The organism is Paenibacillus sp. USDA918EY (assembly GCF_009870825.1).
Lineage (GTDB): Bacteria > Bacillota > Bacilli > Paenibacillales > Paenibacillaceae > Paenibacillus_AQ > Paenibacillus_AQ albilobatus.
Genome location: NZ_WTWY01000007.1, coordinates 252470 through 279026, shown reverse-complemented (window position 1 = coordinate 279026; position 26557 = coordinate 252470). Strand labels below are relative to the sequence as shown.

At 52.2% G+C, this 26557-nt stretch carries 22 protein-coding genes; all 22 read left to right on the top strand.

All coding sequences use genetic code 11. The features are described from left to right. The first annotated feature begins 62 nt into the window (after positions 1 to 62). Complete coding sequence (gene opp4C, locus GQY55_RS16935) at positions 63 to 914, top strand: oligopeptide ABC transporter permease (protein WP_160043099.1); 852 nt, start codon at positions 63 to 65, stop codon at positions 912 to 914. An 11-nt stretch (positions 915 to 925) separates the two neighbouring features. Then, positions 926 to 1909 (top strand): ABC transporter ATP-binding protein, encoded by a 984-nt coding sequence (locus tag GQY55_RS16930; RefSeq protein WP_160043047.1) that lies wholly within the window; start codon positions 926 to 928, stop codon positions 1907 to 1909. Between the two features lie 3 nt (positions 1910 to 1912). Further along, entirely contained in the window at positions 1913 to 2878 is a 966-nt protein-coding gene (locus GQY55_RS16925) for an ABC transporter ATP-binding protein (RefSeq protein ID WP_160043046.1), read from the top strand. 921 nt (positions 2879 to 3799) lie between these two features. Continuing rightward, a complete protein-coding gene (locus tag GQY55_RS16920; RefSeq protein WP_160043045.1) occupies positions 3800 to 5539 on the top strand; it encodes a peptide-binding protein in 1740 nt (579 codons plus the stop codon). Between the two features lie 120 nt (positions 5540 to 5659). Beyond that, the gene (locus GQY55_RS16915; protein ID WP_160043044.1) at positions 5660 to 6628 is read left to right on the top strand and encodes an ABC transporter permease; all 969 of its coding nucleotides are present in this window, start codon (positions 5660 to 5662) and stop codon (positions 6626 to 6628) included. Next, the gene (locus GQY55_RS16910; protein WP_373309253.1) at positions 6628 to 7614 is read left to right on the top strand and encodes an ABC transporter permease; all 987 of its coding nucleotides are present in this window, start codon (positions 6628 to 6630) and stop codon (positions 7612 to 7614) included. Before GQY55_RS16915 ends, GQY55_RS16910 begins: the two co-directional genes overlap by 1 nt. After that, positions 7581 to 8600 carry an ABC transporter ATP-binding protein gene (locus GQY55_RS16905; protein ID WP_160043043.1) on the top strand — a complete coding sequence of 340 codons (1020 nt, stop codon included), beginning with the start codon at positions 7581 to 7583 and terminating at the stop codon, positions 8598 to 8600. Before GQY55_RS16910 ends, GQY55_RS16905 begins: the two co-directional genes overlap by 34 nt. Next, a complete protein-coding gene (locus GQY55_RS16900) occupies positions 8593 to 9600 on the top strand; it encodes an ABC transporter ATP-binding protein (RefSeq protein WP_160043042.1) in 1008 nt (335 codons plus the stop codon). The genes GQY55_RS16905 and GQY55_RS16900 overlap by 8 nt, the downstream gene beginning before the upstream one ends. Before the next feature lie 474 nt (positions 9601 to 10074). Then, the gene (locus tag GQY55_RS16895) at positions 10075 to 11082 is read left to right on the top strand and encodes an LCP family protein (protein ID WP_160043041.1); all 1008 of its coding nucleotides are present in this window, start codon (positions 10075 to 10077) and stop codon (positions 11080 to 11082) included. Between the two features lie 183 nt (positions 11083 to 11265). Beyond that, on the top strand, positions 11266 to 11691 hold the full coding sequence (locus GQY55_RS16890; protein WP_160043040.1) for a CBS domain-containing protein: 426 nt from the start codon (positions 11266 to 11268) through the stop codon (positions 11689 to 11691). Positions 11692 to 12018: 327 nt separating this feature from the next. Next, on the top strand, positions 12019 to 12321 hold the full coding sequence (locus tag GQY55_RS16885; RefSeq protein WP_160043039.1) for a MazG-like family protein: 303 nt from the start codon (positions 12019 to 12021) through the stop codon (positions 12319 to 12321). Positions 12322 to 12332: 11 nt separating this feature from the next. After that, on the top strand, positions 12333 to 13244 hold the full coding sequence (locus GQY55_RS16880) for a DUF2232 domain-containing protein (RefSeq protein ID WP_236575676.1): 912 nt from the start codon (positions 12333 to 12335) through the stop codon (positions 13242 to 13244). Between the two features lie 10 nt (positions 13245 to 13254). Then, positions 13255 to 15270, top strand: coding sequence for a DHH family phosphoesterase (locus GQY55_RS16875; RefSeq protein WP_160043037.1), 2016 nt, complete (start codon positions 13255 to 13257; stop codon positions 15268 to 15270). After that, positions 15267 to 15710, top strand: coding sequence for a 50S ribosomal protein L9 (gene rplI, locus GQY55_RS16870; protein WP_160043036.1), 444 nt, complete (start codon positions 15267 to 15269; stop codon positions 15708 to 15710). The genes GQY55_RS16875 and rplI overlap by 4 nt, the downstream gene beginning before the upstream one ends. A 1-nt stretch (position 15711) precedes the next feature. Next, on the top strand, positions 15712 to 17073 hold the full coding sequence (dnaB, locus tag GQY55_RS16865; RefSeq protein WP_160043035.1) for a replicative DNA helicase: 1362 nt from the start codon (positions 15712 to 15714) through the stop codon (positions 17071 to 17073). A gap of 283 nt (positions 17074 to 17356) precedes the next feature. After that, positions 17357 to 18640 carry an adenylosuccinate synthase gene (locus tag GQY55_RS16860; protein ID WP_160043034.1) on the top strand — a complete coding sequence of 428 codons (1284 nt, stop codon included), beginning with the start codon at positions 17357 to 17359 and terminating at the stop codon, positions 18638 to 18640. A 287-nt stretch (positions 18641 to 18927) separates the two neighbouring features. Further along, positions 18928 to 19782: a hypothetical protein gene (locus GQY55_RS16855; protein WP_160043033.1), complete on the top strand. Its 855-nt coding sequence runs from the start codon at positions 18928 to 18930 to the stop codon at positions 19780 to 19782. Between the two features lie 227 nt (positions 19783 to 20009). Beyond that, positions 20010 to 21560 carry a peptidoglycan DD-metalloendopeptidase family protein gene (locus GQY55_RS16850; RefSeq protein ID WP_160043032.1) on the top strand — a complete coding sequence of 517 codons (1551 nt, stop codon included), beginning with the start codon at positions 20010 to 20012 and terminating at the stop codon, positions 21558 to 21560. 218 nt (positions 21561 to 21778) lie between these two features. Beyond that, complete coding sequence (gene yycF / locus GQY55_RS16845; protein ID WP_160043031.1) at positions 21779 to 22510, top strand: response regulator YycF; 732 nt, start codon at positions 21779 to 21781, stop codon at positions 22508 to 22510. Beyond that, positions 22511 to 24340 (top strand): cell wall metabolism sensor histidine kinase WalK, encoded by a 1830-nt coding sequence (walK, locus tag GQY55_RS16840; protein WP_160043030.1) that lies wholly within the window; start codon positions 22511 to 22513, stop codon positions 24338 to 24340. Continuing rightward, complete coding sequence (locus tag GQY55_RS16835) at positions 24337 to 25614, top strand: YycH family regulatory protein (RefSeq protein ID WP_160043029.1); 1278 nt, start codon at positions 24337 to 24339, stop codon at positions 25612 to 25614. Before walK ends, GQY55_RS16835 begins: the two co-directional genes overlap by 4 nt. A 142-nt stretch (positions 25615 to 25756) precedes the next feature. Then, on the top strand, positions 25757 to 26554 hold the full coding sequence (gene yycI / locus GQY55_RS16830; RefSeq protein WP_160043028.1) for a two-component system regulatory protein YycI: 798 nt from the start codon (positions 25757 to 25759) through the stop codon (positions 26552 to 26554). Positions 26555 to 26557: the final 3 nt, after the last annotated feature.

Genomic DNA, 26557 nt, shown 5'->3' with positions numbered 1-26557 from the left:
ATGTAACCAAGGCGGAGCATGCGGCCAATACGGGACGAAAAGCTCCGGCTTCTCCGTGGAGAATGGCACTTCACCGTTTTACCAGGAATAAATTAGCGCTTATCGGTTTTTTTATATTGTTGTTTATGGTTTTGCTCTGTATCATAGGTCCGCTATTGTCGCCGTATAACCTGTTACAATATCAAATAAAAATGAAAAATAAGCCGCCAAGCAGCGAGCATTGGCTGGGTACCGACTCTCTCGGGCGCGACGTATTGCTGCGGATGTTGCTCGCCGGCAGAATTTCGCTTCTGGTAGGGCTCGTTTCTACGTCTATCACGGTCATTATTGGTGCAACTTTAGGCGCATTAGCAGGTTTTTATCGAAAAGCTACCGATACGATCATTATGCGGATTGCCGACATTTTTATGGCTATGCCGACCATTCCGCTCTTGATTATTTTGGGTGCTATCTTATCCGACTTAAAAGTCGACCCGAAATACCGGATTTATTTCCTGATGCTGATCATCGGTGTTTTGGGTTGGACCGGCTTATCCCGTCTGGTTCGGGGGCAAATCCTTGCACTACGTGAGATGGAATATATGCAAGCCGTAGAAGCTCTCGGAATTCGTGACAAACGCAAGATTTTCCGGCATTTACTTCCCAACACCATCCCTATTATCATCGTATCTGCGACACTCGGAGTGGCCGGTGCTATTTTATATGAATCAGCGCTGAGCTATCTCGGGCTTGGTGTTGTTCCTCCGACACCTTCATGGGGAAATATGATCTCAGCAGCCAATGATATGATTGTTTTTAGAAAAAGACCGTGGCTCTGGATTCCTCCGGGCATGTGCATTCTCATTACGGTCGTAGCGATTAACTTGATAGGCGACGGGCTAAGGGATGCCTTAGATCCGAAAACGAAAAAATAGGGGATTCGAATATGGCGAAAAATCTGGTTGAATTTCGAAACTTACAAACTCATTTCCGAACTTCCGCAGGCGTCGTCAAGGCGGTCGATGATGTCAGTTTTACGATTCGGGAAGGGGAGACGTTATGCGTCGTCGGCGAATCCGGCTGCGGCAAAAGCGTAACCGCCATGTCGCTCATGCGGCTCGTCGAATCCCCTCCGGGGAACATTGTCGGCGGGGAAATCGTTTTTGAAGGCAAAGACCTGCTGAAAATGAACAATAATGAAATGAGAAGAATCCGCGGCAATGAAATCTCAATCATATTTCAGGAGCCGATGTCGTCCTTGAACCCGGTTCTTACCATCGGCGAACAGATTACCGAACCGTTGATCCTCCATCTCCTGCTGGACCGAAAGGCGGCGAAAAAACGGGCGATTGAGCTGATCAATCTGGTCGGGATCCCGAGGGCGGAGGATATTTTCCATGCTTATCCGCATGAGCTTAGCGGGGGGATGCGCCAGCGGATTATGATCGCCATCGCCCTTAGCTGCAATCCGAAGCTGCTCATCGCGGACGAACCAACGACGGCGCTGGACGTGACGATTCAGGCTCAAATTCTCGATCTGATGCGGGATATCAAGAAAAAACTGAATACGTCCATTATGCTGATCACCCATGATTTGGGCGTCGTTGCGGAAATGGCCGATTTCGTCGTGGTGATGTACGCGGGGAAAGTCATCGAAGAGGCGCCGGTCATCGAGTTGTTTAAAAACCCGAAACATCCGTATACCCAAGGGCTTTTGAAAGCAAAACCGGTGATCAATCAATCACAGGAACGGTTGTATACGATTCCGGGGCAGGTGCCCAATCCGATCGAGCTCGGAAATAACTGCCACTTCCATGACCGCTGCCAGTTTTGCATGGATATCTGCAAAGTGAAGGAGCCGCCTCTCCGCGCCCATGAATCGGGCCACAAAACGGCATGCTGGCTCTATGAGGAAGAGGGGAGAGGGTAAGCGATGGGCGAACCGCTGATTGAAGTCCGAAACTTGAAAAAATACTTTCCGATCACCGGGGGCGTTTTCCAGCGCACCGTCGGGCACGTTAAAGCGGTAGACGACGTTTCGTTCGATATCGAGCGCGGCGAGTCTTTCGGGCTGGTGGGCGAATCCGGATGCGGGAAAAGCACCATTGGCCGAACGATTCTCCGATTGCAAGAAAAAACGGCGGGCGAGGTCAAATTTAAAGGCCAGGACCTGTTCGGGCTGCCCAAAAACAAGCTGCGGGAGCTGCGTCCGGAGCTGCAAATCGTATTCCAGGACCCGTTCAGCTCGCTTAATCCACGGATCAAGGTCGGGGAGGCCATCGGGGAAGCGCTCCTCGAGCATGGTCTGATCGAGCGAAAAGACTTAAAGAACAAAGTGATCGAAACGCTTGAGATCTGCGGGCTTGCGAGCTATCATTACGACCGTTTTCCACACGAATTTTCGGGCGGGCAAAGGCAGCGGATCGGGATCGCACGGGCGCTGATCCTAAATCCCGATTTCATCGTCGCCGATGAACCCGTATCCGCCTTAGATGTCTCCATTCAGGCGCAGATCATCAATCTTCTTAGCGATTTGCAGAGGGAACGGCAGCTGACATATCTGTTCATCTCCCATGATCTGAGCGTCGTCGAGCATTTATGCAACCGGATCGGCGTCATGTATTTGGGCTCCATGGTGGAAATGGCGGACAAAAAGGCGATGTTCGCAAGTCCGTTGCATCCATATACAAAAGCCCTACTGTCAGCGGTCCCAATTCCGGATCCGACGCTAAAGCGAGAGCGAATCGTTTTGCAGGGCGACATCCCGAGCCCCGCGAATCCGCCTTCAGGATGCAAATTCCATACGCGATGCCCTATAGCTTCCGATATTTGCAAAAAGGAAAACCCGGTTTTCCGAGAGGCCGAACCAAATCATTTTGTTGCATGCCATTTTGCTTAATACGGCGTACCGAGTCTTTTCCTCACAAGAAAAGGCTCGGTATTTTTTTAGGTATTTTTAGGAAAAAGCAGGAAAATGGCCGTTCATGTAAAATAGATTAGGGTAGCGTTTATTAAACTTTGTAAACTCCAAGAAAATATCCGAATGTAAATGATTACATTTACATGAATTAAAGGATAATCCTGCCATTGACAGATGTATCTCTTTCCAGTAAATTTGATCGTATTATATTGGATATTCCTCATGTTAGGTAACCTGACAGACGGGATGTCGTCCAATCGTTGTAAGCGAATTCAATTTTTTTGTCACTTCCGAATATACCATTTCTTACTCAGGCATCCTCTGCTCTTTAACATTAAAATTCGAAAAGAAATGGGTTCAATTTTCACGAGAAAACCTTTATACCGCTTGTTTTGCGTCATTAAAAAAATTAATTCAATGTGCCTAAAAAAATGTTGACGTGAGTTTAATTTACACGTATCATTACATTAAATTTATGTAGGAAGTTTTACCCAGCGCGAATCGACATCCTTTTTGCCGTTTTCAATTGACCGATGGTCATTTAAAGCATTAATGCTTTATTGCGTTATTAGGTATCCGTAATTTTGTCCGAGTTGTTCACATTTTCAGCGTTTTTTCGGGCGAAGGATTCGGCGCCGTAATCTCCTAACATTTGGATATATTAATTTTTTAATATATTGCTTCACCTGTTGCCGTCACCCTGGTCTTTACTTTCGTTTAACACTAGAGGGGGAAATGCCTAGGCGTAATTCGGGGCAGTAGAACGAATTCAACACAGGTGTAAAAGTCCCTAATAGCCAGACGGACAAGCTTCGTTTGAACTATTAGCCAGGTCTTTGGGATGTTCCATGCAGCAAATGCTGGTATCCATCATTTTATTTTCAAAGGGGAGGATAAAGTATGGCAAGTAAGAAAAAATGGTTGTCCTTATTGGTATCATTGTCTGTTGTCAGTGCTCTGTTCGTAGGCTGCGGCGATTCCAAAACTGCAGAAACGCCTAAAGACGAGCCGAAAAAAGAAGAGCCGGCAAAGAGCGAAGGTGACAAAAAAGAAGAACCGGCGACTGGTGAACCCAAAGACGGCGGCACGCTGACTTTCGGAAGCACATCCGACATCGTAAGCGTGAACCCGATCTACGTGCAGGACACGGCTTCGGGTGACGCAGAGCAATTTTTGTTCGCCAAAATGTTCGACATCGACCGTTCCGGTAAAGTGGCTGTTGAGCCTTGGTCCTTGGCAGCTGAGCCGATGACGATTTCCGAAAACGGCTTAGAATACACCGTCAAACTGAAAGACAATGCGAAATGGAGCGACGGACAGCCAATCACGGCCGACGACGCCGTGTTTACGATCGAAACCGTTCGTAACCCTAAAGCGGGTGCTCCCGGAATCACAGGATTCGACAAAGTGAGCAAAGTCGAAAAAGTTGACGAACATACGTTTAAAGTTACGCTGAAAGAAGTATATGCTCCATTCCAATACGTACTTGCCATGGAAATCGTTCCACAGCACGTCCTGAAAGACGTGAAGCCGGAAGAAATGCAAAAGTACGTATACGGTACCGATCCTGCCAAAACCGTTACAAGCGGCCCTTGGAAATGGACGGAGTGGAAGCAAAAAGAATATTTGACCTTTGAATCGAATCCGGATTACTGGGGTCCTAAACCTCACATCCAAAAAGTCGTATACAAAATCTATGCTGACCAAAACACGGAAGTCCAAGCCCTCATCAAAGGCGACATCGACCTGGCGAACGGCGTTCCTGTAACTCAGCTGGAAGTGCTGAAAGGCAAAGACAACCTGTCTGTCGATCCGACTCCGGGTCCTCAATACGAATATATCGGCCTGAACCACAAAGCCGACAACTTCAAGGATAAGTATGTTCCTTGGTCCAGCCCTAAAACAAGACAAGCGATTGCGTACGCCCTCAACCGTCAGGGCATGATCGACAACGTTCTGAAAGGCATCGGTTCGATTATGGATGCACCGTTCCTTCCAGGTTCTTGGGCAGATCCAAAAGAAGCCGCTACCCACTATGACTACAATCCTGAAAAAGCAAAACAATTGCTTGCTGAAGACGGATGGAAGCCTGGCAAAGACGGCATTCTCGAGAAAGACGGACATCGCTTCTCCTTCGAACTGCAATACAACGCCGGCAACAGCCGTCGTGAAGGCGTAGCAACGGTAATCCAACAAAACCTGGCGGACGTAGGCATTGAAGTGAAGCCTAAAGCGCTCGACTTCTCCGCATGGGTTGACCAAAACCTGAACCCTGGTAAATTCGAAGCCGTTCTGATCGGCTGGTCCTTGAACAATCCGGATCCGGACCAAGAAACGATCTTCGGTTCCAAGTTCACGCCGCCAACCGGCCAAAACAACGTATGGTACAACAACCCAGAACTTGACAAGATCTGGCAGCAAGGTACTTCGACTGTAGATCAAGCAAAACGTGCCGAAATCTACAAAGAAGCTGCGAAAATCCTGTCGACTGACCTGCCTTACATCTTTATGTACCAATATGGTGCACCAACAGCAATGTCCAAGAAGATTAAATTTGCAGAAGAAGACAAACCAGAAGCAACGCTTGCTTACGGCTACTTCTTCCACGCAATCAACTGGTGGATCGACGACGCAAAATAATAAATGCATCACAATTTAGGGGCGCAAACGTGCTAGAGGGGGAGACTTCTTCCCCTCGCCCTTTTTTGCGTTTTCGGATGGTTGCGGTGTCGCGTACGTTTAATTTTAGGAGGATCAATTATGACTGAATATCTCATCCGCCGCTTGCTGCAATCCATATTGGTATTGTTTTTGGTTTCGGTGGCTGCATTTGGCTTGATGCATGCTGCACCGGGCGGTCCAACCCAAATGATGATTTCACCAGGACTTTCGCCTGAGACCGCAGCGATTCAAAAGCATAATCTGGGTCTGGACAAACCAGTGCCTACGCAATACGTTATTTGGCTAAAAAACATGTTAAAAGGCGATATGGGATATACGTTTAAAAACAATGTTCCTGTTGGCGACGTGATTTGGCCTGCAGTAAAAAACACGCTTGTATTGATGTCTTTTTCCTGGGTTTTAAGTTTGATCATCGCCATTCCGTGGGGGATTTATAACAGTACCCGCGAATACGGCTTGTCTGACCAGACGGCCAACTTCGTCACTTATATCGGCTTTGCGATGCCAACCTTCTGGTTCGGTATCATTTTGCAGGAGTTTTTCTCGCTGAAATTGGATTGGTTGCCGCTTTCGGATATGTACTCGATGGATAAGCAAGGGAATATCGGCAACCTGTTTATGCACTTGATTTTGCCTTCAACCGTGCTGGTTCTCGTCAATTTGGCCGGTTATGTCAAATACTCCCGTTCAAGCATGCTGGAGGTATTGGAGCAGGATTATATCCGTACCGCTCGCGCGAAGGGTGTTCCTGAACGTAAAGTTATTTTCCGTCATGCGCTCCGCAATGCACTAATTCCGATCATTACAGTATTAGGTATGGACCTGGCAAACCTCGTCGCGGGGGCCGCCCTCACGGAAAACGTATTTAACTGGCCGGGGATGGGGCGTTTGTTCGTCGATATGGCAAGGTCCCGCGAATATTCGGTACTGATGGCCATTACGATGATTACCGCCGTGGCGGTTGTGCTTGGCAACCTGATAGCTGATATTCTTTATAAATTGGTAGACCCACGAGTTCAAATCGGACGCAAAGGAGGAAAAGCTTAATGAGCGACATGAATGCCGCAACCGCTCCGAACGTACAGCCGGCAGACCCGATGGCACCGGAAAACGCACCGCTTCCTCCCGCTAAAAGACCCCCAGGGCCGTGGAAGCTCGTGTGGCAAAAATTTTCGCATAACCCATATGCAATGACCGGTCTTGTCGTCTTGCTGATTTTTGTCCTTGTTGCCATTTTTGCAAAACATGTCGCCCCGTTTGATCCGGCGAAAGTCGACATGATGAACTCCAACTTGAAGCCGGGATCGGGCAAGCATTTGCTTGGAACGGACGAGCTGGGCCGGGATATTTTTTCCCGTCTCGTATACAGCAGCCGCATCTCGCTTATGGTTGGTTTTTCCGTAGCTGTTATCGCTGTATTTCTGGGCTCGCTCATCGGCGCGATTTCCGGTTATTTCGGCGGTTGGGTCGACACGATTTTCATGCGTCTGATCGACGTCATGATCTCGCTGCCGGGCTTGTTCATCAACATCTTGGTTATGGCTATTTTCGGAACGAAAATGCTTTACCTCATATTAATATTGGCGCTGACAAGCTGGACCGGGGTTGCCCGCCTCGTGCGGGGACAATTCCTGCAGCTGCGCGAAATGCAGTATGTCGAAGCGGCCAGAGCCACCGGGGTTTCCAGCTGGGGCATCATTTTCCGGCATTTGCTGCGCAATGCAAGCTTCCCGATTATCGTTAACGCCACGCTGATGGTCGGCGGTGCCATCTTGTCCGAATCCGGTTTGTCATATTTGGGCCTCGGCATCCAAATGCCGCAAACAAGCTGGGGGATTATGCTGAGCAATTCGCAGGAATTCATGCTGATCAATCCGATGCTGGCGGTGTATCCGGGTCTGTGTATCCTGATTGTCGTGCTGGCCGTTAACTTCATTGGAGACGGGATCCGTGACGCCCTTGATCCAAGACAGAAAAAATCCCGGAGGAGGTTAGCAAAATGGCGGAAAAACTTCTCGAAGTCCGGAATCTGACCACTGGCTTTTTAACGGAAAAAGGTTTAGTCAAAGCAACGGACCGCATCTCTTTGACGATCGAAAAAGGGAAGACGCTTTGTCTCGTCGGCGAGTCCGGCAGCGGCAAAAGCGTCACCTCGATGTCGATTATGCGTTTGATCGATTATGCCAACGGCGTCATCCTTGAAGGCAACATCAATTTTAAGGGCGAAGACCTGGCAAAGAAAAAGCAAGAGGAACTGAGAAATATCCGCGGGAACAAAATCTCGATGATATTCCAGGATCCGATGTCGGCGCTGAATCCGGTGTTAAACGTCGGCGAGCAAATCGCCGAAAGCCTGCGCCTTCACCAAAATAAATCCAAGGACGAAGCTTGGAAAGAAGCCATCGAGCTGCTGAGAATGGTCGGCATTCCTTCGCCGGAAATCCGCGCCAAGCAGTATCCGAACCAGCTTTCCGGCGGGATGTGTCAGCGCGTCGTCATCGCGATCGCCCTGGCCTCCAAACCGGAGCTTCTGATCGCCGACGAACCGACGACCGCCCTCGACGTAACGGTACAGGCGCAAATTTTGGATTTGCTGCAAGATTTGAAAGAAAAACTCGGCACGTCGATTCTGCTCATTACCCATGATATGGGCGTGGCTGCCGAAATGGCCGACCATATCGCGGTCATGTATGCAGGTGCGATCGTAGAGCAGGGAACGGTAGAGGAAATTTTCTCGAATCCTTCCCATCCGTACACAGTGGGTCTCCTGCAATCCATTCCGGGATTCGAAGGCCAACGTGGAGGCGAATTGTACACCATCAAAGGTACGATTCCGGCGCTGGGCAACCTTCCGCAAGGCTGCCGGTTTAATCCGCGCTGTCCGCATGTTATGGACAAATGCCGCCAAGTCGAGCCTGGAGACATCCAAGTCGGTGACGAGCATTACGCAAAATGCTGGCTGTTCGAAGAAAAAGGCAAAGCAGCGGTAGCCGGGAAAGGGGAAAACATCCATGGCTAAAAATTTGGTGGAAGTCAACAACGTCAAAAAATATTTCCCGATCCATAAAGGGCTGCTGAACCGGGTCGTTGGCAACGTCAAAGCGGTGGACGACGTATCGCTTACGATCCGCGAAGGCGAAACTTTCGGTCTCGTAGGCGAATCCGGCTGCGGCAAATCGACGCTCGGACGGGTTATTCTACGCTTGCAAAGCGCGACCGAAGGCTCCGTGAAAATCAACGGCCGGGACGTTCATGCGTTGAGCAACCGCGAGCTGAACAAAATGCGCGAAGAAATGCAGATTATTTTCCAGGATCCGTTCGGATCGCTGAATCCTCGTTTCCTTGTCAAGGACGTCATCGGCGAGCCATTGAAGATTCATACGAAAATGTCCGCCAAAGAAATCGATGCGCGCGTCGTGGAACTGATGGAAATGGTCGGTCTGGATCCAACGCGCCGCAACCGTTACCCGCATGAATTTTCCGGCGGTCAGCGCCAGCGGATCGGGATTGCCCGGGCCATCGCGCTCAAGCCGAAATTTATCGTTGCGGACGAAGCGGTATCCGCCCTCGACGTGTCGGTGCAATCGCAGGTGATCAACCTGCTTATGAAGCTGCAGAAGGAAATGGGACTAACCTTCCTGTTTATCGCGCACGGCTTGAACGTCGTTCGCCACATTTCCGACCGCGTCGGCGTCATGTATTTAGGTAAAATGGTTGAAGTCGGCGAAACGGAAAGCTTGTACGCCGAGCCTTTGCATCCGTACACGGCTGCGCTGCTGTCGGCCATTCCAAAGCCGTCGCCAACGAAAAAACGCAGCCGGATCGTGCTGCAGGGCGACGTGCCATCGCCGGCTAACCCGCCGTCAGGCTGCCGTTTCCATACCCGCTGTCCGTTTGCGCAGGAAAAATGCAGCCAGGTAGAACCGAAACTTCAAGAAGTGAAGCCGGGCCGCGAGGTGGCGTGCCACTTCCCAATCGGCGTCGAAGGCGGCTCCGACCTCAGCAGCTTAAATCGGTAATCAAACGCACAATGTCTGACAAGACATTCTTTAAGGAAGGATTGGGGTCCTCCTGAGCGTTGAGTTAAAAACGAAATGTTCGCACGCAGCCTTGTGCCGGTGGTAACCGGTGCAGGGCTGTTTTTATGATAAAGGAAAGACAACCCCATATTATATAAGTAGAGATTTATCTCAGGCAAGAGGTTGCCGAAGCGATCCGGCGGCCTTTTTCTCATGTGAGCGGATGATCGCGGCAAAACTGTACATTTTTAACGGCAAAGGAACCTTTTTTTCATAAATCGGCACCGTTCGGCGGTTTCTTTTTATAAAAATACCGTTTACAATGATAATGTCGTTTATCTTTGCCTAAACGGATTTTTCTTTTGATTAAACGCGTCAAGAAACAGGGATCCGTTTATATAAGGAAAGGAGGCGAAAGGTTCCCGTTTTTGCTTGAGTTAGCGCTTTTATTCTAATCGAAGAAGGAATCATTGAATGAAAAAGAGAACAAAAATATATATATCCATCGCCGTAATCGTTCTTCTGGTTGCAGGAAGCTCTTACGTTTTCCGCAAGCAGCTGGCGGTTATGGCATTTGACATGTTTCTTTCGAAACGGGTGGAGAGCTCGCTTCAAAAAGCGTATCAGCCGCTGGAGTCCAAAGACAATGGGCCGACCAAACCCGCCGAACCGGTGGTTTATCAGAACAAGCCTTTTTCGGTTCTGCTCCTTGGCTCCGACCAGCGTAAAGACGAACCTGCGCGTTCCGATACGCTGATTTATGCCGTTGTGCGCCCAAAAGACTCCAAAGTGCTGCTGATTTCCATTCCAAGGGATACCTACACGGAGATTATCGGCAAGGGGAAAAAGGATAAGATCACGCATGCCTACGCATTCGGCGGACAGCAGATGTCGAAGGATACCGTCGAGGCGTTCCTCAATCACGATGTGGACTATTATGCTACGATCAATTTCCAAGGATTAAAGGATGCCGTCAACGCGCTTGGCGGGGTTGAGCTGCCGATTCAGAAGGATATCGTGAACAAAGGCCGCGATCATGAGAAATTCACCGTTAAAGCCAACAAGCCCATTTATGACGGCGAGGAAGCTTTGAATTACGTGCGCTACCGGGAGGATAGCGATTTTAACCGTACGAAGCGGCAGCAGGTATTTTTGGATGCGGTGGCGAACCGGATGCTGCATCTCAATCAGATCTCCAAAATTCCCGAGCTGCTCGACATTATGGGCGACAACTTCCAGACGGATATGCAGCCCAAGTTCATTATCGATCTGGCCAAACAAATTTTGACCGGTTCGGAGGCCCAGATTACCAGCTATACGATTATGGGCGAAGGCATGAAAATCGACGGGATTTATTACGACAAGCCGATTCGGAAAGACGTGGAGAAAGCGAAGGCGCTCATTGACAACTGGGAGAATCCCGACACGCCTACCGATCAGCTGATGCTGCCGAACGATACGGAAGAAGACGCAGCAAAATGAGAACCACCGCTTCGCGGCGATCTCTCGCAAAATAAGATGCGGCAGACGGACTTTTACCCACTGTTTATAAGATCGGCAGCCACAGGTGCGGCTGCTGATTTTGTGTCCTCCTGAAACAATCGCAGGGTTAAAACCGTATGAAGACGAGGGGAGCCGGAAGAAGGGTAGAGGAGGATAACCGACATGAACATCGCTTTTTTTCTGCTGCCTAAACAGGAAGTCGTGACCGTGACGACGGACTCGACGCTGAGGCAGACGCTCGAAAAAATGGAATACCACAGGTACACCGCGGTGCCGATCCTGGGTAAGGACGGAATCTACGCAGGGACGGTAACCGAGGGCGACCTGCTATGGCATATGAAAAACTCGGGCGGAAAAATCAATTTCGAGAATGCGTCCAAGTTTTTGCTGAAGGACGTGCCGCTCAAAATGAACAATAAGCCGGTGTCGATCGACGCCAACATGGAGGATTTGATCAATCTGGCCAAAGTGCAAAACTTCGTGCCGGTCGTGGACGACATGAACCGTTTTATCGGGATCGTCCGCAGAAGCCAGATCATCGAATATTGCGAACGGTTTGTGTCCAAAGAATCGACCAATGCGGTATAAGTTCCGTTTTTAGGGCATCATGATTGTGTTTTATGGCCGGCTTCAAATTTGAATTTTGCAAAAGCTGCGATTACCTAAGAGCCAAAAGGCATAGAATGAGAAAAAGACCTGCTTTTCAGGAAGACGATTGAGCAGGTCTTTTTGACAATATCGGAAGGTTAGGGAATTATGTCGATAGACGTTTTTCCAATAATATCAGAAGACATAACCTGGTTGTTTGACGCAGTTTCCGGGCAGCAAGAGGCTGGGGAACCGGTTTTCGTGAGCGGTACTCTTTTATGCTATAATGGAGAATAAAGCTTTTTCAGGGAGTGTGAGCTTCAGAATATGCCTAAGGATTTGGATGTAGCCAAACGCGCCAAGGTGATCGAATGGCTGAAAACCGAAGTAGTGGACCATGTATCGAGGCTGTTCAAGGCATTGTGGGAAGGCAGCACAACCCGGGTTGGCGACAGTCTCGCAAGTTTGATTATGAGCTCTTACATATTGGCCCGCAGGCTAGGTATGTCTTACAAGGACCTGGATGATTTGTTGATCGATAAATTAAAGAAACATAAACAGGAAGGCCACCAGCTAGAGGACTGGTATCAGGATATTTCCGCGCTCGAAGAACATATGCGTAAGAGGTGAAGACATTGAAAATGCGCTGGACATCGGTAGTATGGAGCGTCGTTTATTTGCTTCTGCTGCTTTCCTTGCTTTCTCCTTTATCGATCGTGACGGTGTTTTTCCTCATCTTGCCCGCCACGATTCTTTTTGCAACGTTAAGTACTAGATCATTTCTGCTTCATGTACTCCCGGTTTGGCTGATCGCTTTTATCATTCATCCGGTAAATTTGCTTTTGGCCGTCTATTTCGCCATTCCGGCGCTTGTCATGGGGTGGGCTTACAAGAAAAAAATGCCCGCGCTGCGTACGTTGATGAGCGGAGCCGGGACGATTTTGGCCGAAATGCTGGTATTGCTGCTGATCGGCACCGTTTTTTTGAATTTCGATTTATCCAGCTACGTGCATGACATTGTAAAAATGACGATGTCCCCGCTGAAAGATGTCGGCGGGAACAATCCGCTCGTCAACGACATGACGTGGACTCCCGAGCAGATGCAGATGCTGAGCAATGCGACGATGCAAATGATTCCGTTTGCCATGATCGTCAGCTCCTTTATGATGGCTGTCATTACGCATTCGCTGGCGCGTCCGATCATTGAAAGCACGGCATTCCATGTTCCCAAGCTGAAGCCTGCGCGGGAATGGATGCTGCCGCGGTCCTTGATCTGGTATTATTTGATCGGAGTCATCATTGAAGTATTCGCCCGCCGCGGGGACAGTCCGTTTCTGACGATGATTTCAGCGAATCTGGTGCCGCTGCTTCATATTTGTTTCATGATCCAAGCCATCGGTTTTTTCTATTATCTCGGGCATTCGAGAAAATGGCATCCGATCGTGCCGCTTCTCATGACGATTCCGATCCTTCTCTTTCCGCCGATGCGGATTATCGGGATTTTGGATTTGGCATTTCCGCTGCGTCAATTTATGACTAAATCAAAACGTTAGGGTGGGAGTCATGCCTAAATTTCTACAACAGCGCTGGCACGGCTATTATACCGTCTGGGCGTTTATGCTGATGCTGCTTTTGGTCATTATCGTGACCCGGTACAATTGGCCGCTTGGAATCATAAGCCTCATACTTGTGGCGGCGTTATGCTACCTGTTGCTGAAAGCGGAAATGCGTTATAGGAAAAACCTGTTGGAATATATCAACGGCTTGTCCTTCCGCGTCAAAAGGGTGGAAGGCGAAGCGATCAGCGCCTTGCCGTTCGGGATCGTGCTTTACGGCGAGGACAAGGCGGTCGAATGGAATAACCGCTACGTATGCAAAATATTCGGCCAAAAAACGCTTGTCGGCATGTCGCTCCAGGAACTGTTCCCGTCGCTCACATCCGTGTTAAACGAAAAAAAGGAAGGGCATAAAGACGGGCACCGGGAAGGTAGCAAAGACGGGTCGAAGCAGATTCACACCGAAATCAAAATCGGGGAGTCCCATTTCCATCTGATGCTGAACCTGGAAGAGCGCCTGATTTATTTGTACGACATCACCGAAATGGTGGCTTTGCGTGAAAAATACGAAGCCGAAAAGCTGGCGCTCGGCATCATTATGATGGATAATCTCGATGAAGCCGCACAAGGGATGGATGATCAGCAGCGGACCACATTGATCGCGAAGGTCACCGCGGAGATTACGGAATGGGCGAGACAATACGGCGTGTACTTGCGGCGGCTGTCATCGGACCGGTATTTGATGATGCTCAATTACCAGTCGCTGCAGGAGCTGGAAAAAAGCCGCTTTGTCATTTTGGACGAAGTAAGGGAAATGACCGCCGAGCTGAAGGTGCCGATGACGCTTTCCATCGGGCTGGGCTTCGGCTCGGAAAGCATCACCGAGCTTGGGGAGCTGGCGCAGTCCTCGCTGGACATGGCGCTGGGACGCGGCGGCGACCAGGCGGCGGTCAAAGCGGGGCAGCGTCTGTCCTTCTATGGCGGCAAATCGAATGCCGTCGAGAAACGCACCCGGGTACGGGCCCGGGTCATCGCGCATGCGCTGCGCGATTTGATGCAGGAAAGCGACAAGGTCCTTATTATGGGCCACAAAATGCCGGATATGGACGTCATCGGCGCTTCCATCGGCGTGCTCAAGGCGGCCCAAATGTACAATGTCGAGGCGTACATCGTGCTGCCGGGAAGAAACCCGTCCATCGACCGGATGATGGATCAGGTTCAAAAGGACGAGAAACTGTTCGAGCGTTTCATTTCGCCGGAGCAGGCGCTCGCCCTGCTGGGACCGCATAGCTTGCTCGTCATCGTGGATACCCATAAAGCTTCCATGACGATGGAGCCGAAGCTCGTGCAGAACGCAAGCCGGGTCGTCGTCGTCGACCATCACCGCCGCGGCGAGGAGTTCATCAACGATGCGGTGCTGGTGTACATGGAACCGTATGCTTCTTCGGCGTCGGAGCTCGTGACCGAACTGCTTCAGTACATTCACGAAAAAGTCCAGCTCACCCCGATGGAAGCGACGATGCTGCTCGCCGGCATTACGGTGGACACGAAGCATTTTGCGCTTCACACCGGATCGCGCACGTTCGAGGCGGCAGGGTTCCTGCGCCGCAGCGGCGCGGACACGATTCAGATTCAGCGGATGCTGAAACAGGATTTACAGGAATATCTGGCAAAGTCAGAAGTCATCAAGCATGCTAAAATGGTATATGATCATATCGCTCTTGCGGTGACCGAACCCGGGACCGTCATTCCGCAATTGCTCATCGCCCAGGCGGCCGACACGCTGCTTAATATGACGGACGTGGTTGCATCGTTCGTCATCAGCGAACGGCCTGACGGCTTGATCAGCATCAGCGCGCGTTCGCTGGGCCGGATGAACGTCCAGGTCGTCATGGAAAGGCTTGGCGGCGGCGGCCATTTGACGAATGCAGCCGTCCAACTGAAGGGTACCGTGGAGGAAGCCGAACAGAAGCTGCTTGAGGTTCTTTCGCAAATCGAGGAGAAAGAGGGGTTGTTCGAATGAAAGTCATTTTTCTGCAAGACGTAAAAGGTCAAGGTAAAAAAGGTCAAATCAAGGAAGTATCCGAGGGATACGCAAGCAATTTCCTGCTGCCGCGCGGATTGGCGCGCCTGGCGACGGATGGCAATATGAAGACGCTCGAAAACCAAAATGCCGCCGAGCAAAGACGCAAGGAGCAGGAAAAAATCGATGCGCAGGAGCTTGGCAAAAAGCTCGAAGAGATGACGGTGCAGCTGAAAGCCAAAGCCGGCGAAGGCGGCCGCCTGTTCGGCGCCATTACGAGCAAGCAAATCGCCGAGGCGCTTGCCGCCCAAGGCATTAAAATCGATAAACGGAAAATCGAACTCGAAGAACCGATCCGCCACCTGGGCGTTACGCAGATGACCGTCAAGCTGCACCCTGAAGTGAAAGTGACGCTGAAGGTTCAGGTTACGGAGGAATAAGATGGGCGGAGAGCTCTTTTTCGACCGGGTTCCCCCGCAGAATCTGGAGGCGGAGCAGGCGGTTCTAGGGGCCATTCTGCTGCAGAGCGAAGCGATGATCACCGCGATGGAGCGGGTGCAGCCGGAGGATTTCTACGACGCGTCACATCAGCTGATTTATGAAGCGATGATCCAGCTCGGAGAAGAGAATCAGCCAATCGATTTGGTTACACTGACTTCACGGCTTCAGGATAAGGGGCAGCTGGAGGATGTGGGCGGCGTCAGCTATTTGGCCAAGCTTGCCCATGCCGTACCGACGGCGGCCAACGTGGAGTATTATGCGCAGATTATCGAAGAGAAATCGATGCTGCGCCGTTTGATCCGGACCGCGACGCAAATCGTCAGCGAAGGCTACAGCGGCGGCGAAGACGTTTCCGGCATGCTCAGCGACGCGGAGCGCCGGATTCTCGAAATTTCCAACCGTCGGACAGGCAGCGGCTTCGTTGCGATCCGCGACGTGCTGATGGAAGTGTTCGACCGCGTGGAGGTTCTGAATCAGCAAGGCGGCAGCACAACCGGCATTCCGACCGGCTTTGTCGATTTGGACAAAATGACGAACGGTTTCCAGAGGTCAGACCTTATCATCGTGGCGGCCCGTCCTTCCGTCGGGAAAACGGCGTTTGCCCTGAACATCGCCCAGAACGTTGCCGTACGGGCCAAAGAAACCGTAGCGATATTCAGCCTGGAGATGTCCGCACCGCAGCTGGTCAACCGTATGATTTGCGCCGAGGCGAACCTGGATGCCAACCTGATGCGTACGGGCGATTTCAAAACCGACGAGGATTGGGCCAAGCTGACGATGGGGATCGCCTCGCTGGCCGAAGCCGAAATTTATATCGACGATACACCCGGCATTACGGTAGCTGACATTCGCTCGAAATGCCGCCGGCTGAAGAAGGAAAAAGGCCTCGGCATGATCGTCATCGATTACCTGCAGCTCATTCAAGGACGCGGCAAACCCGGCGAAAACCGGCAGCAGGAGGTATCGGAAATTTCCCGTACCCTGAAGCAAATCGCCCGTGAGCTGATGGTGCCGGTCATCGCCCTGTCCCAGCTGAGCCGGGGCGTCGAGCAGCGCCAGGATAAACGTCCGATGATGTCCGACCTTCGGGAATCCGGTTCGATCGAACAGGATGCCGATATCGTTGCTTTCCTTTACCGTGACGATTACTACAATCAGGAAACGGAAAAGAAGAACATTATCGAGATCATTATCGCCAAGCAGCGTAACGGCCCCGTCGGCACGGTGGAGCTGGTCTTTATGAAAAACTTCAACAAATTCGTCAATTACGAGCGGAACCATGCGGAGCCATTCGCCATGTAGCGCTGGCGGCATAGAAACCAAAGTTCCTATATCTGGAACACGGGCCGCATGCAATCTCCCGAACTTATCGATAAATATATTTCCATTTCCGAACAATCGCTCATACCTATGTGCGATTGTTCGCTTTTTATTTGACTTTAAAAATGGGGACTGTTACACTGATAATGCTGCCTTGTGCAGTTAAACTTACTTAAGAATATGCATAGAGATTCCATTTTTCGTGCAAAATTCATAGGAATTATTAAAATGAGGTGCGCTTTTTGCACCAAGCGGGGGAATGAAAATGTCAACAGTAGTCGTTGTGGGAACACAATGGGGAGACGAAGGCAAAGGCAAAATCACGGACTTTCTCGCGGAAAGCGCCGATGTAGTAGCCCGGTATCAGGGCGGCAACAATGCCGGACATACCATTCTGATTGACGGTAAAAAATATAAGCTGAGCTTGATTCCATCCGGCGTATTTTATTCCGACAAGATCTGCGTCATCGGAAACGGGATGGTTATTAATCCGGCTGCACTTATTGAAGAGATCAATTACATTCACGATAACGGTTTTACGACCGATAATCTGGTCATTAGCGACCGCGCGCATGTCATTATGCCGTACCATCTGGTATTGGACGGATTGGAAGAGGACCGTAAAGGCCCGAACAAGATCGGAACGACACGCAAAGGGATCGGCCCTTGCTATATGGATAAAGCGGCGCGCAACGGCATCCGGATCGCCGATTTGATGGACGCTGAGGAATTCGAGACCAAGCTGCGCCATCTGATGAAGGAGAAAAACCAAATCATTCAGCAGGTTTACGGCGGCGAACCGCTTGACGTGGAAGAAGTGCTGAAGCAGTATCTGGAATATGCGGAATTCATCCGCAAATACGTGACCGACACATCGGTCGTGCTGAACGATGCGATCGACGAAAACCGCAAAGTGCTGTTCGAAGGCGCGCAAGGCGTCATGCTCGATATCGACCAAGGGACATATCCATATGTCACTTCTTCGAACCCGTCGGCCGGCGGCGTCTGCATCGGCTCCGGCGTAGGTCCTTCGCGCATCAACCAAGTCATCGGGGTAGCCAAATCCTATACAACCCGTGTAGGCGACGGCCCGTTCCCGACGGAACTGAACAATGAAATCGGCGATTTCATCCGCGAAAAAGGACATGAATACGGCACCGTCACCGGACGCCCGCGCCGGGTCGGCTGGTTCGACAGCGTCGTGGTGCGCCATGCCCGCCGCGTCAGCGGTTTGACCGGCTTGTCTTTGAACTCGCTGGACGTATTGACGGGGCTCGATACCGTTAAAATCTGCACCGGATACAAATACCGCGGCGAAATCATCACGCATTACCCTGCAAGCCTGAAAATGCTTGCGGAATGCGAGGCGGTATACGAAGAAATGCCGGGCTGGCACGAAGACATCTCCGAGGCGAAAACGCTCGAGGATCTGCCGGAAACGACGCGCAATTACGTCAATCGCGTATCCGAGCTGACAGGCATCCCGATCGCCATCTTCTCCGTGGGACGCAACCGCAGCCAGACGAATCAAGTTCTGCCAATCTATTAATTGAGCGGCGAGCAGTGCGCCGCGGTACCGGATCGTTCTTCCGATCGTTGTCGCTTGTAAGGACCGATTCTGTACCGCCGCCTCTTCCCTGCCGCCTCTGTCAGATAAGCCCGCTTGCCGGAAAACCCCGGTAAGCGGGCTTTTTTCTTGCCCGAATGGATTAAAAGTAGCGGTAACCCGTCAATACTTCTAGTAACAGGATTTTGCAAATTTTTCGTCATAGATTGATGTTTATCTTTCTATATCTGCAATCATCCTAGGAAGGCGCATAAAGGAGGAAGACTTGCATGAAATTGACGCGGTGGCTGCTCAAAACGGTGCTTACGGTGCTTTTGATCAGCGGCCTGACTATCATGACGACCGGACTGATCGTAAACAGCTACGTGCAATCGCTGCTGTCCAGTTTTAACATTACGCTGGAGGGCCAGTCCTTTGGTTTTGGAAGCATGGTGAAAGGTTTGCTCGGCTTTAAGAGCGGAAACAGCGAGGATAAGGAAGGGGAGCAGGAGAAAGCGGCCAAGACGCCGGAAAAAACGGATTCCAAAGCATCTTCCGACGCCAGTGATTCTTCATCGGGATCCGGAAGCGGCACGGATTCATCCGGCAGCGGTGCTGCGGCATCCAGCGATATGAGCGGTAATTCCGGCTCGGGAGAAAGTGGCTCAAGCAATATGTTAAGCGGTGGTGATAGCGGCGGCGGCACATCGGGCGACCTTTCGAACAGCGGCACTTCGGAAAACGGCGCTTCCGGCAGCGGGCCGTCCGAACCGGGCCAATCCGGCACGGGTGGCGATGCCGGCGCCGGAGGCGCAGCGGAAAACCGAGAGGCGCCCGACCATGCATTCCCGGTCATGGGGGGAGATGTATCCGGGGATTCGGGGACGGGAAGCGCGACGACACCTTCGGAAGGGCAGGCGGGCAGTACGGATGCCGCTCAAACGAAACGGGAGCTTACCGGCAGCGAGAAGGAACAAATCTTCAACATGCTGATCACGAAGCTGCCCCCGGCGGAACTTCAGAAAATTTCCAGCGCGATGGAGGACGGATTGTCCGAAGACGAGCTAAAAACGATTGAAGCGTCGATCACCCGATATTTAAGCGCGGAGGAGTACGATTCCCTGAAACGGATGTTGGAACCGTAATCCGGTCAAAAAGGTTATTTTTTTGTTACCGACTTTTTCCTTGCCGGAGAATAGCATAACCCGCAAGCCCGCTATCCAGCGGGTTTTTTTGCTAATTGCGTAAAGTTGAATTGTTAACCGAGCTTATGTTAAAGTATACGAGGGCGTAGAAAGGTGTCAAAATTTTAACCTTTTTGTCGATAAATATCGATTAGGCCACCGATACGCAAAGCATAAGGGAGAGTACAATGAAAGGTTCTAAAGATTTTCGCCACGCGGAAGAGACGCAGGTAGAGGCTACATCGACGGTGCAGGCTTCCGGGCACGCAGAACAAGACATAGACCATTCTAGCCCTGCAGAGCCGAAGCGGCAGCGGTGGAGCGCTGCCCGAAAGTGGATCGCGGGAACGGCAGGAGCGGCGGTTGTCATAGCCGGCCTTGTGTTTGCCGGAAACCAGTACGTCGATGCCCAAACGGTCCCTTACTATCATGTCTACATACATGGGGAAGAAATCGGAACGATTGACGATCCGGCACGGCTCGAACAACTATACAGCCAGAAACGGCAGGAATATCAGAATAAATATCCGGATGTGGCGATGAAGCTGCATACCGAGGGCATTACGACGAAGCTGGAGAAAGGCTTTAAGGCCGAACCGAACACCCGGGAAACGATGGACAAGCTGAGCGGGAAACTGAAAGCTTATGCGGAAGGCGTGGAGCTGAAGGTGAACGGCAAGGTGGTCGGCATCGTAAAAGACCAGGCAACGGTGAATGCCGCGTTGGAACGGGTCAAGCTGAAATTTGCGCCGCAAACGGCGGCTTCGGGCGCTGGCGGGGCAACGGCGAAAAAGCTGGCCGCAAGCGGAAAGGCGCTGCCACAGAAAACCGCCGCCCAACCGGCGGTCAAATCGGTACGGATCGAGGAGAAGGTGACTTCGGCCCCTGTGCAGACCGATCCGAATAAAATACTGACGGCGGAGGAAGCGGCCAAGATGCTGACGACGGGCCAGGAAGCTCCGCTCGTGTATACGGTGCAGGAAGGCGACACGATCAGCTCGATCGCCAAAGAGTTTCACGTAACCCAAAAGGAGATTTTTGCGAACAACCCTCAGGTGAAGGAAAAATACATGCAGATCGGCGATCAGCTGAAGCTGACCGTGCCGAAGCCGCCTTTGACCGTCACGACGGTGGAAAAGGTATCCGAACAGGTGGCAACGGCGCCGGACATCGAAATCCGCAAGTCCAAAGACCTTCCGGCAGGCAAAAGCAAGGTCGTCCGTCCCGGCCAGGAAGGGCTCAAAGTCATGAACTACGTCGTGACGAAGCAAAACGGCAAAGTCGTGGATGAGCAGTGGGTCGGACAGACGGTCATCAAGCCTTCGCTCACGGAAGTCGTGCTTCAAGGAACGAAGGTTCCCGGGAAGGGTTCGGGACGTTTCGCCTGGCCGGTCAGCGGCGCCAACATCTCCAGCTCTTACGGTACGCGCTGGGGCCGGATGCACAAAGGCATCGACATCGTGTCGGGCAACCGGACCATCAAAGCGGCCGACGACGGCACCGTCACGTTTACCGGGCAGATCAGCGGTTACGGCAATGCGATCATCATCAGCCACGGCAACGGATATGAAACGCTGTACGGGCATCTGAGAAGCATTTCGACGCATGCCGGGGCGCGCGTGGACCAAGGGGACCCAATCGGCATCATGGGCAGCACCGGCCATTCGACCGGCACCCATTTGCATTTTGAAATCCATAAAAACGGCTCCATTCAAAACCCGATGAAATATTTGAATTAATCTGCAGCAGAATCATGAAATTTTGCAATCATCATGCCCATTCATCGCAAATCTGAATTTATACGGGATCGGCACTGTCTCTTACGGAGGCGGTGCCTTTTCGCTTCCATCAAGATTTTGGGCGATGCTCCCGGCGATGAACAGGATGTGGCGCGAAGCCAGGTATGGTAAAATGGGAAAAGGACTGTACAAGCACTGACGAACGGGGTGAAAGGCGGATGCAGGGAACCATTTTGGTAGTGGATGACGAACAGCCCATTGCCGATATTTTGAAATTTAATCTGGAAAAAGAGGGATATGAGGTCATTTGCACCTTTGACGGCGTCAGCGCGGTTGAAATGGCCTTGACCACCCAACCCGACCTGATGCTGCTTGATTTGATGCTGCCGGGCAAGGACGGGATGGACGTCTGCCGCGAGGTGCGCGCGCAAGGGCTTCACATGCCGATCATCATGCTGACGGCGAAGGACGGCGAAATCGACAAGGTGCTGGGACTCGAGCTAGGGGCGGACGATTACGTCACGAAGCCGTTCAGCACGCGCGAGCTGCTGGCCCGGGTGAAGGCGCAAATGCGGCGCCAGACGAAGACGCCGGGGACCGAAACGGCAGCCGTGGCGGCGCTGGAAACGAAGCAGGGGATTCAGCTGTTTGACCTTTTTATAGATACGGACATGTATTTGGTATATAAAGACGGCGAGGCGCTGGATTTGACGCACCGGGAATACGAGCTGGTGTATTATCTGGTGAAAAACGCCGGGAAAGTGATGACGAGAGAGCATTTGCTGCAGGCGGTGTGGGGCTTTGAATATTTCGGGGATGTCCGGACGGTGGATGTCACGATTCGGAGGCTGCGGGAAAAAATCGAGGAAAATCCGAGCAGACCGGAGTATATTTTGACGCGCCGGGGCCTCGGCTACATGATGCGCAGTCCCAAAAACGGAGGCCTGTAAATGAAGTGGACCTCCTTTTTCCGCACCATTCAGGCGAAGCTGATCATTATTTATGTGCTGCTCATTTTGATCGCCATGCAGTTGATCGGCGTATATTTCGTGAGTGCCATGAAAAACTCGCTGACCCGGAATTTCACCCAAGATTTGCAGGAGAGAGCGGAGCTCTTGTCTGTGCTGGCTGCGGAGAAACTGGAGAGCGCCGCCGATATGGGGGAAAACAATTCCGTCGAAACCCTGGGGCCGATCGTGACGAACCTCTTTAATATGGACGGGGCGGAAATTCAGGTGCTGGATGCAAGCGGCAAGGTATTGATTACGTCTAATCAGTCGCATATGGACATCATCGGCCGCAAAAACACCCAAACCGTGGTCAGCCGGGCCCTTCAAGGCAGCAAAGACAACGAGGAATACGTCATCGACGAGGATAACGTCCGGAAGAAGGTCGTGGCCAAGCCGGTGTTCAACAAGGGCAAAATCATCGGGGCGGTGTACATCGTCGCTTCGATGAAGGAGCTGTATACGACGATGGGGCGGGTCAACAACATCTTCATTTCGGGCATCCTGCTGGCGCTGGGGCTCACGGCGGTGCTCGGCGTCATTCTGGCGCATACCATCACGCATCCGATCAAGGAAATGACAAGGCATGCGACCGCGGTCGCCGAAGGCAAATTCGATCTGAAAATGCCCGTCTTCGGCAACGACGAAATCGGGCAGCTGAGCGAAGCTTTTAACTATATGACGACCCGCCTTCGGGAAGCGCTGCTCGTCAACGAGGAGGAGAAGGAGAAGCTGGCCTCCATTTTGACCAACATGAGCGACGGCGTGATCGCGACGGATGAAGCGGGTCGCATCATTCTGATGAACCGCCGCGCGGCGGCGATTTTGAACGTGGATGAAGAAGAGGTATCCGGTTCGGCCATCGCCGAGGTGCTTGGGCTAAGCGAAGAGCAGACGCAAATGTTCACGGAAGGAACGTACGTGACGATGCTGCTGCAAATGAGCCAGGAGGCGGACCGATCCTATATGATCCGGGTGACCTTTACGCCGATCCACCGCCGTGAGGTGGGCATTACGGGAACGATCGCCGTGCTTCAGGACGTCACCGAACAGGAAAAGCTCGAGGCGTCGCGCCGCGAATTCGTCGCAAACGTCTCGCATGAGCTGCGGACGCCGCTGACGACGATCAAAAGCTACACCGAAGCGCTCGATGACGGCGCGCTGGACGACCCGCCGCTCGCTTCGCGGTTCGTGGGCGTTATCCAGAATGAAACCGGCCGGATGATCCGGCTGGTGACCGACCTGCTCCATCTGTCCAGACTGGACAGCAAAGAAGCGCTGATGCGCAAACAGCCGACGGATGTGATGGAGATGCTGGAGGATGTGGCCGACCGGTTTTCTTTCCAAATGCAGCAAAAGGACATCGGGTCCGAAGTGAAAGTGGCGGCCGGGCTTCCCAAAGCGCTTTGCGACCGCGACCAAATCGATCAGGTGCTCGATAACCTGGTGTCCAATGCGCTTAAATATACGCAGCCCGGAGGCAGCATTGCGATGGGCGCCCTGGAAGCGGCTGGCGGCATGCTGGCCATCACCGTTCAGGATACGGGGATCGGGATTCCGAAGAAGGATCTGGACCGGATCTTCGAACGCTTCTACCGGGTGGACAAAGCCCGCTCGCGCAGCATGGGCGGCACCGGGCTTGGACTGTCGATTGCGAGGGAGATCGTCATGGCGCACGGCGGTACCATATCGATTCAATCGGAGTTCGGTCAGGGCACGAAAGTGACGTTTACGCTGCCGCTCGCGGAAGACGACGAGGGGGTGGCATCATGAAGGAACGGATGAAATCGCTCCTGCTGCTGCTTCTCGTCGCGTGCAGCTTGGTGCAGAGTTATTACCTCATATACCGTCTCCCGGGGAGCGACTCGGCGGCCAAAGCGACCAATACCTATATCAAGACGGATAATATGGGCCCGCAGCAGCGGGTCGAGAACCTGGCGTACCCGGATAAGATGCTGATTCATATGGGGGATGGCAAACACACCGTATTTTATCCGAACTCGACGTTTTATAAATTGATTTACACGCGCCTCAAGGGACGCAGCTTCGAAAACTTCCAGCGGGAATCGGTGGACAACATCGACTGGAACAAGGTCCGGAGCGAAAACCCCGGCATTGAGCTGACGTTTGGTACGGGAATCCCGGTATCGCTGCTGGAGCGCGTGATGCAGATCCAACCGGATGCTTTGTTTCAGGCGGAACGCATCAACCGGATCTGGATCTACAACACGCCTAGCGACTCGAAAACGCATGCGCTGTTTTTCAGCACGCAAGGCGACGTGATGTACGAGGCGGCCAAGGTCGACTTGACCGTGCAGGACGTGCAGCAACACGTGGACTTCGGCAAGAGCTGGATTCCCTACGCGATGCAGGACGGCGGCGCTTATTACGTGCCGGAAAAACCGGTCGACATCGTGGAGGCGACGCTCGAAATCGGCTCGTATACGGTAGCGCAGATGCAGCAAAGCCTGTTTTTCGACCCGGGTATCACCCGGTATATTCAGGAAAAGGACGGCTCGGAAATTTACACCGACTCGAAACGCAGCCTTCAGGTGCGCCAGGAGCAGAAATGGATGAGCTATACCGATCCGGCCGCCCCTCCGTCCGGGGAGAGCAGCGACAGCAAGGATATTTTGGCGGCTGTAGACTTCGTCAACGAGCACGGCGGCTGGAACGGCGAATATCGCCTGGACTTGTCCAGCACCGGAGCGGGACAGAATCAGGTTATGTTCCAGCAGTATTACGGTTCCTTTCCGGTTTTGGATACGCTGAACTTCCACTATGGCAAAATGAAGCTGGACCTGCAGCAGGGCAACGTGTCCGCTTATGAGCGCTCGCTCATTTACATGAAGCCGGGGCAGTCGAAGCAGGTGAGGAAGCTCCCTGCCGGGAACAACCTGAAAGCGATGCTGCTTGCGATCGGCAAGGATTCGCCGGTTGAGGACCTGTACCCTGCTTATTTGCCGAAGCTGGATGCGGGCAAGCTGAAGCTGACCCCGGTCTGGGCGGTCAAGCTGGCAAACGGGCAGATCCGGACGATCCGATAGCTCGCGCATCATGGCCGTGTTATCGAATTCGCTGCGGACGGACACCTGGCCGGACAATCGGCAGCTTCAGCTTTAACGTAGAAGACGGGCTTTGCGATTTGAAATGCGAAGAAAGCTCCATAACGACCAAGGAGGCGAAACGATGGATTGGGGACGTGCCAAAAACGTGCTGATATACGCTTTTTTGCTGTTGAACCTGGTGCTCGGATACCAGCTGTGGATCGACATGCGCGAGCAGGCCGACACCAGTCTGGATTTCGCCTCCTTGTCGGAGAGCACGCAAAAGGTGATGAAGGAAAAATCGATCCAGCTGTTATGCCAAATTCCAAGCATGACGCCGCAGCTGCCGAAGATTACGTATCAATACGCAAACGGGGAAAGCGTCGGGCGGCGGGTGACGCTGGAGGGGCATATCGAAAGCCAGCTGATTTTTAAGGAACGGGATTTGGTCAATGCCTTGAAACCTTCGATCCCGGACATCGCAAACTACCAGTATGACGCCCAGGCCAGCGAATACATGACCAAAAGCGAGCTGGAACGCGTCAAAGAGGCCGGCGCCGCCGGGCGGTTCGTCATGCATGCGCTTGTGGACCGCAAATGGCCGCTGTTTAACGATCAGCTGGAGCTGTATTACAGCGAGCAGCGGATCATATCCTACCGCCAGTCGCCGATCGAGATTACCGCGGCGGACGACGAAGAGCAGCAAAAAATGATGCCGGCAAGCAACGCGTTGAAAACGCTGGTCGAGCGGCATATCCCGGCGGGATCGGCGATCAAGGACATTCAGCTTGGGTATTACGGGCAAGTCTACAATTCGGAAAGTCAGGTAGCCGCCCCGTCATGGCGGTTCACATTGGAAAACGGGGAAATGTATTACGTTCAGGGCATCAGCGGAGATGTCACGGTAACCAGTCCGAAAACGGAGAAAGAAAAGGAGTAACGG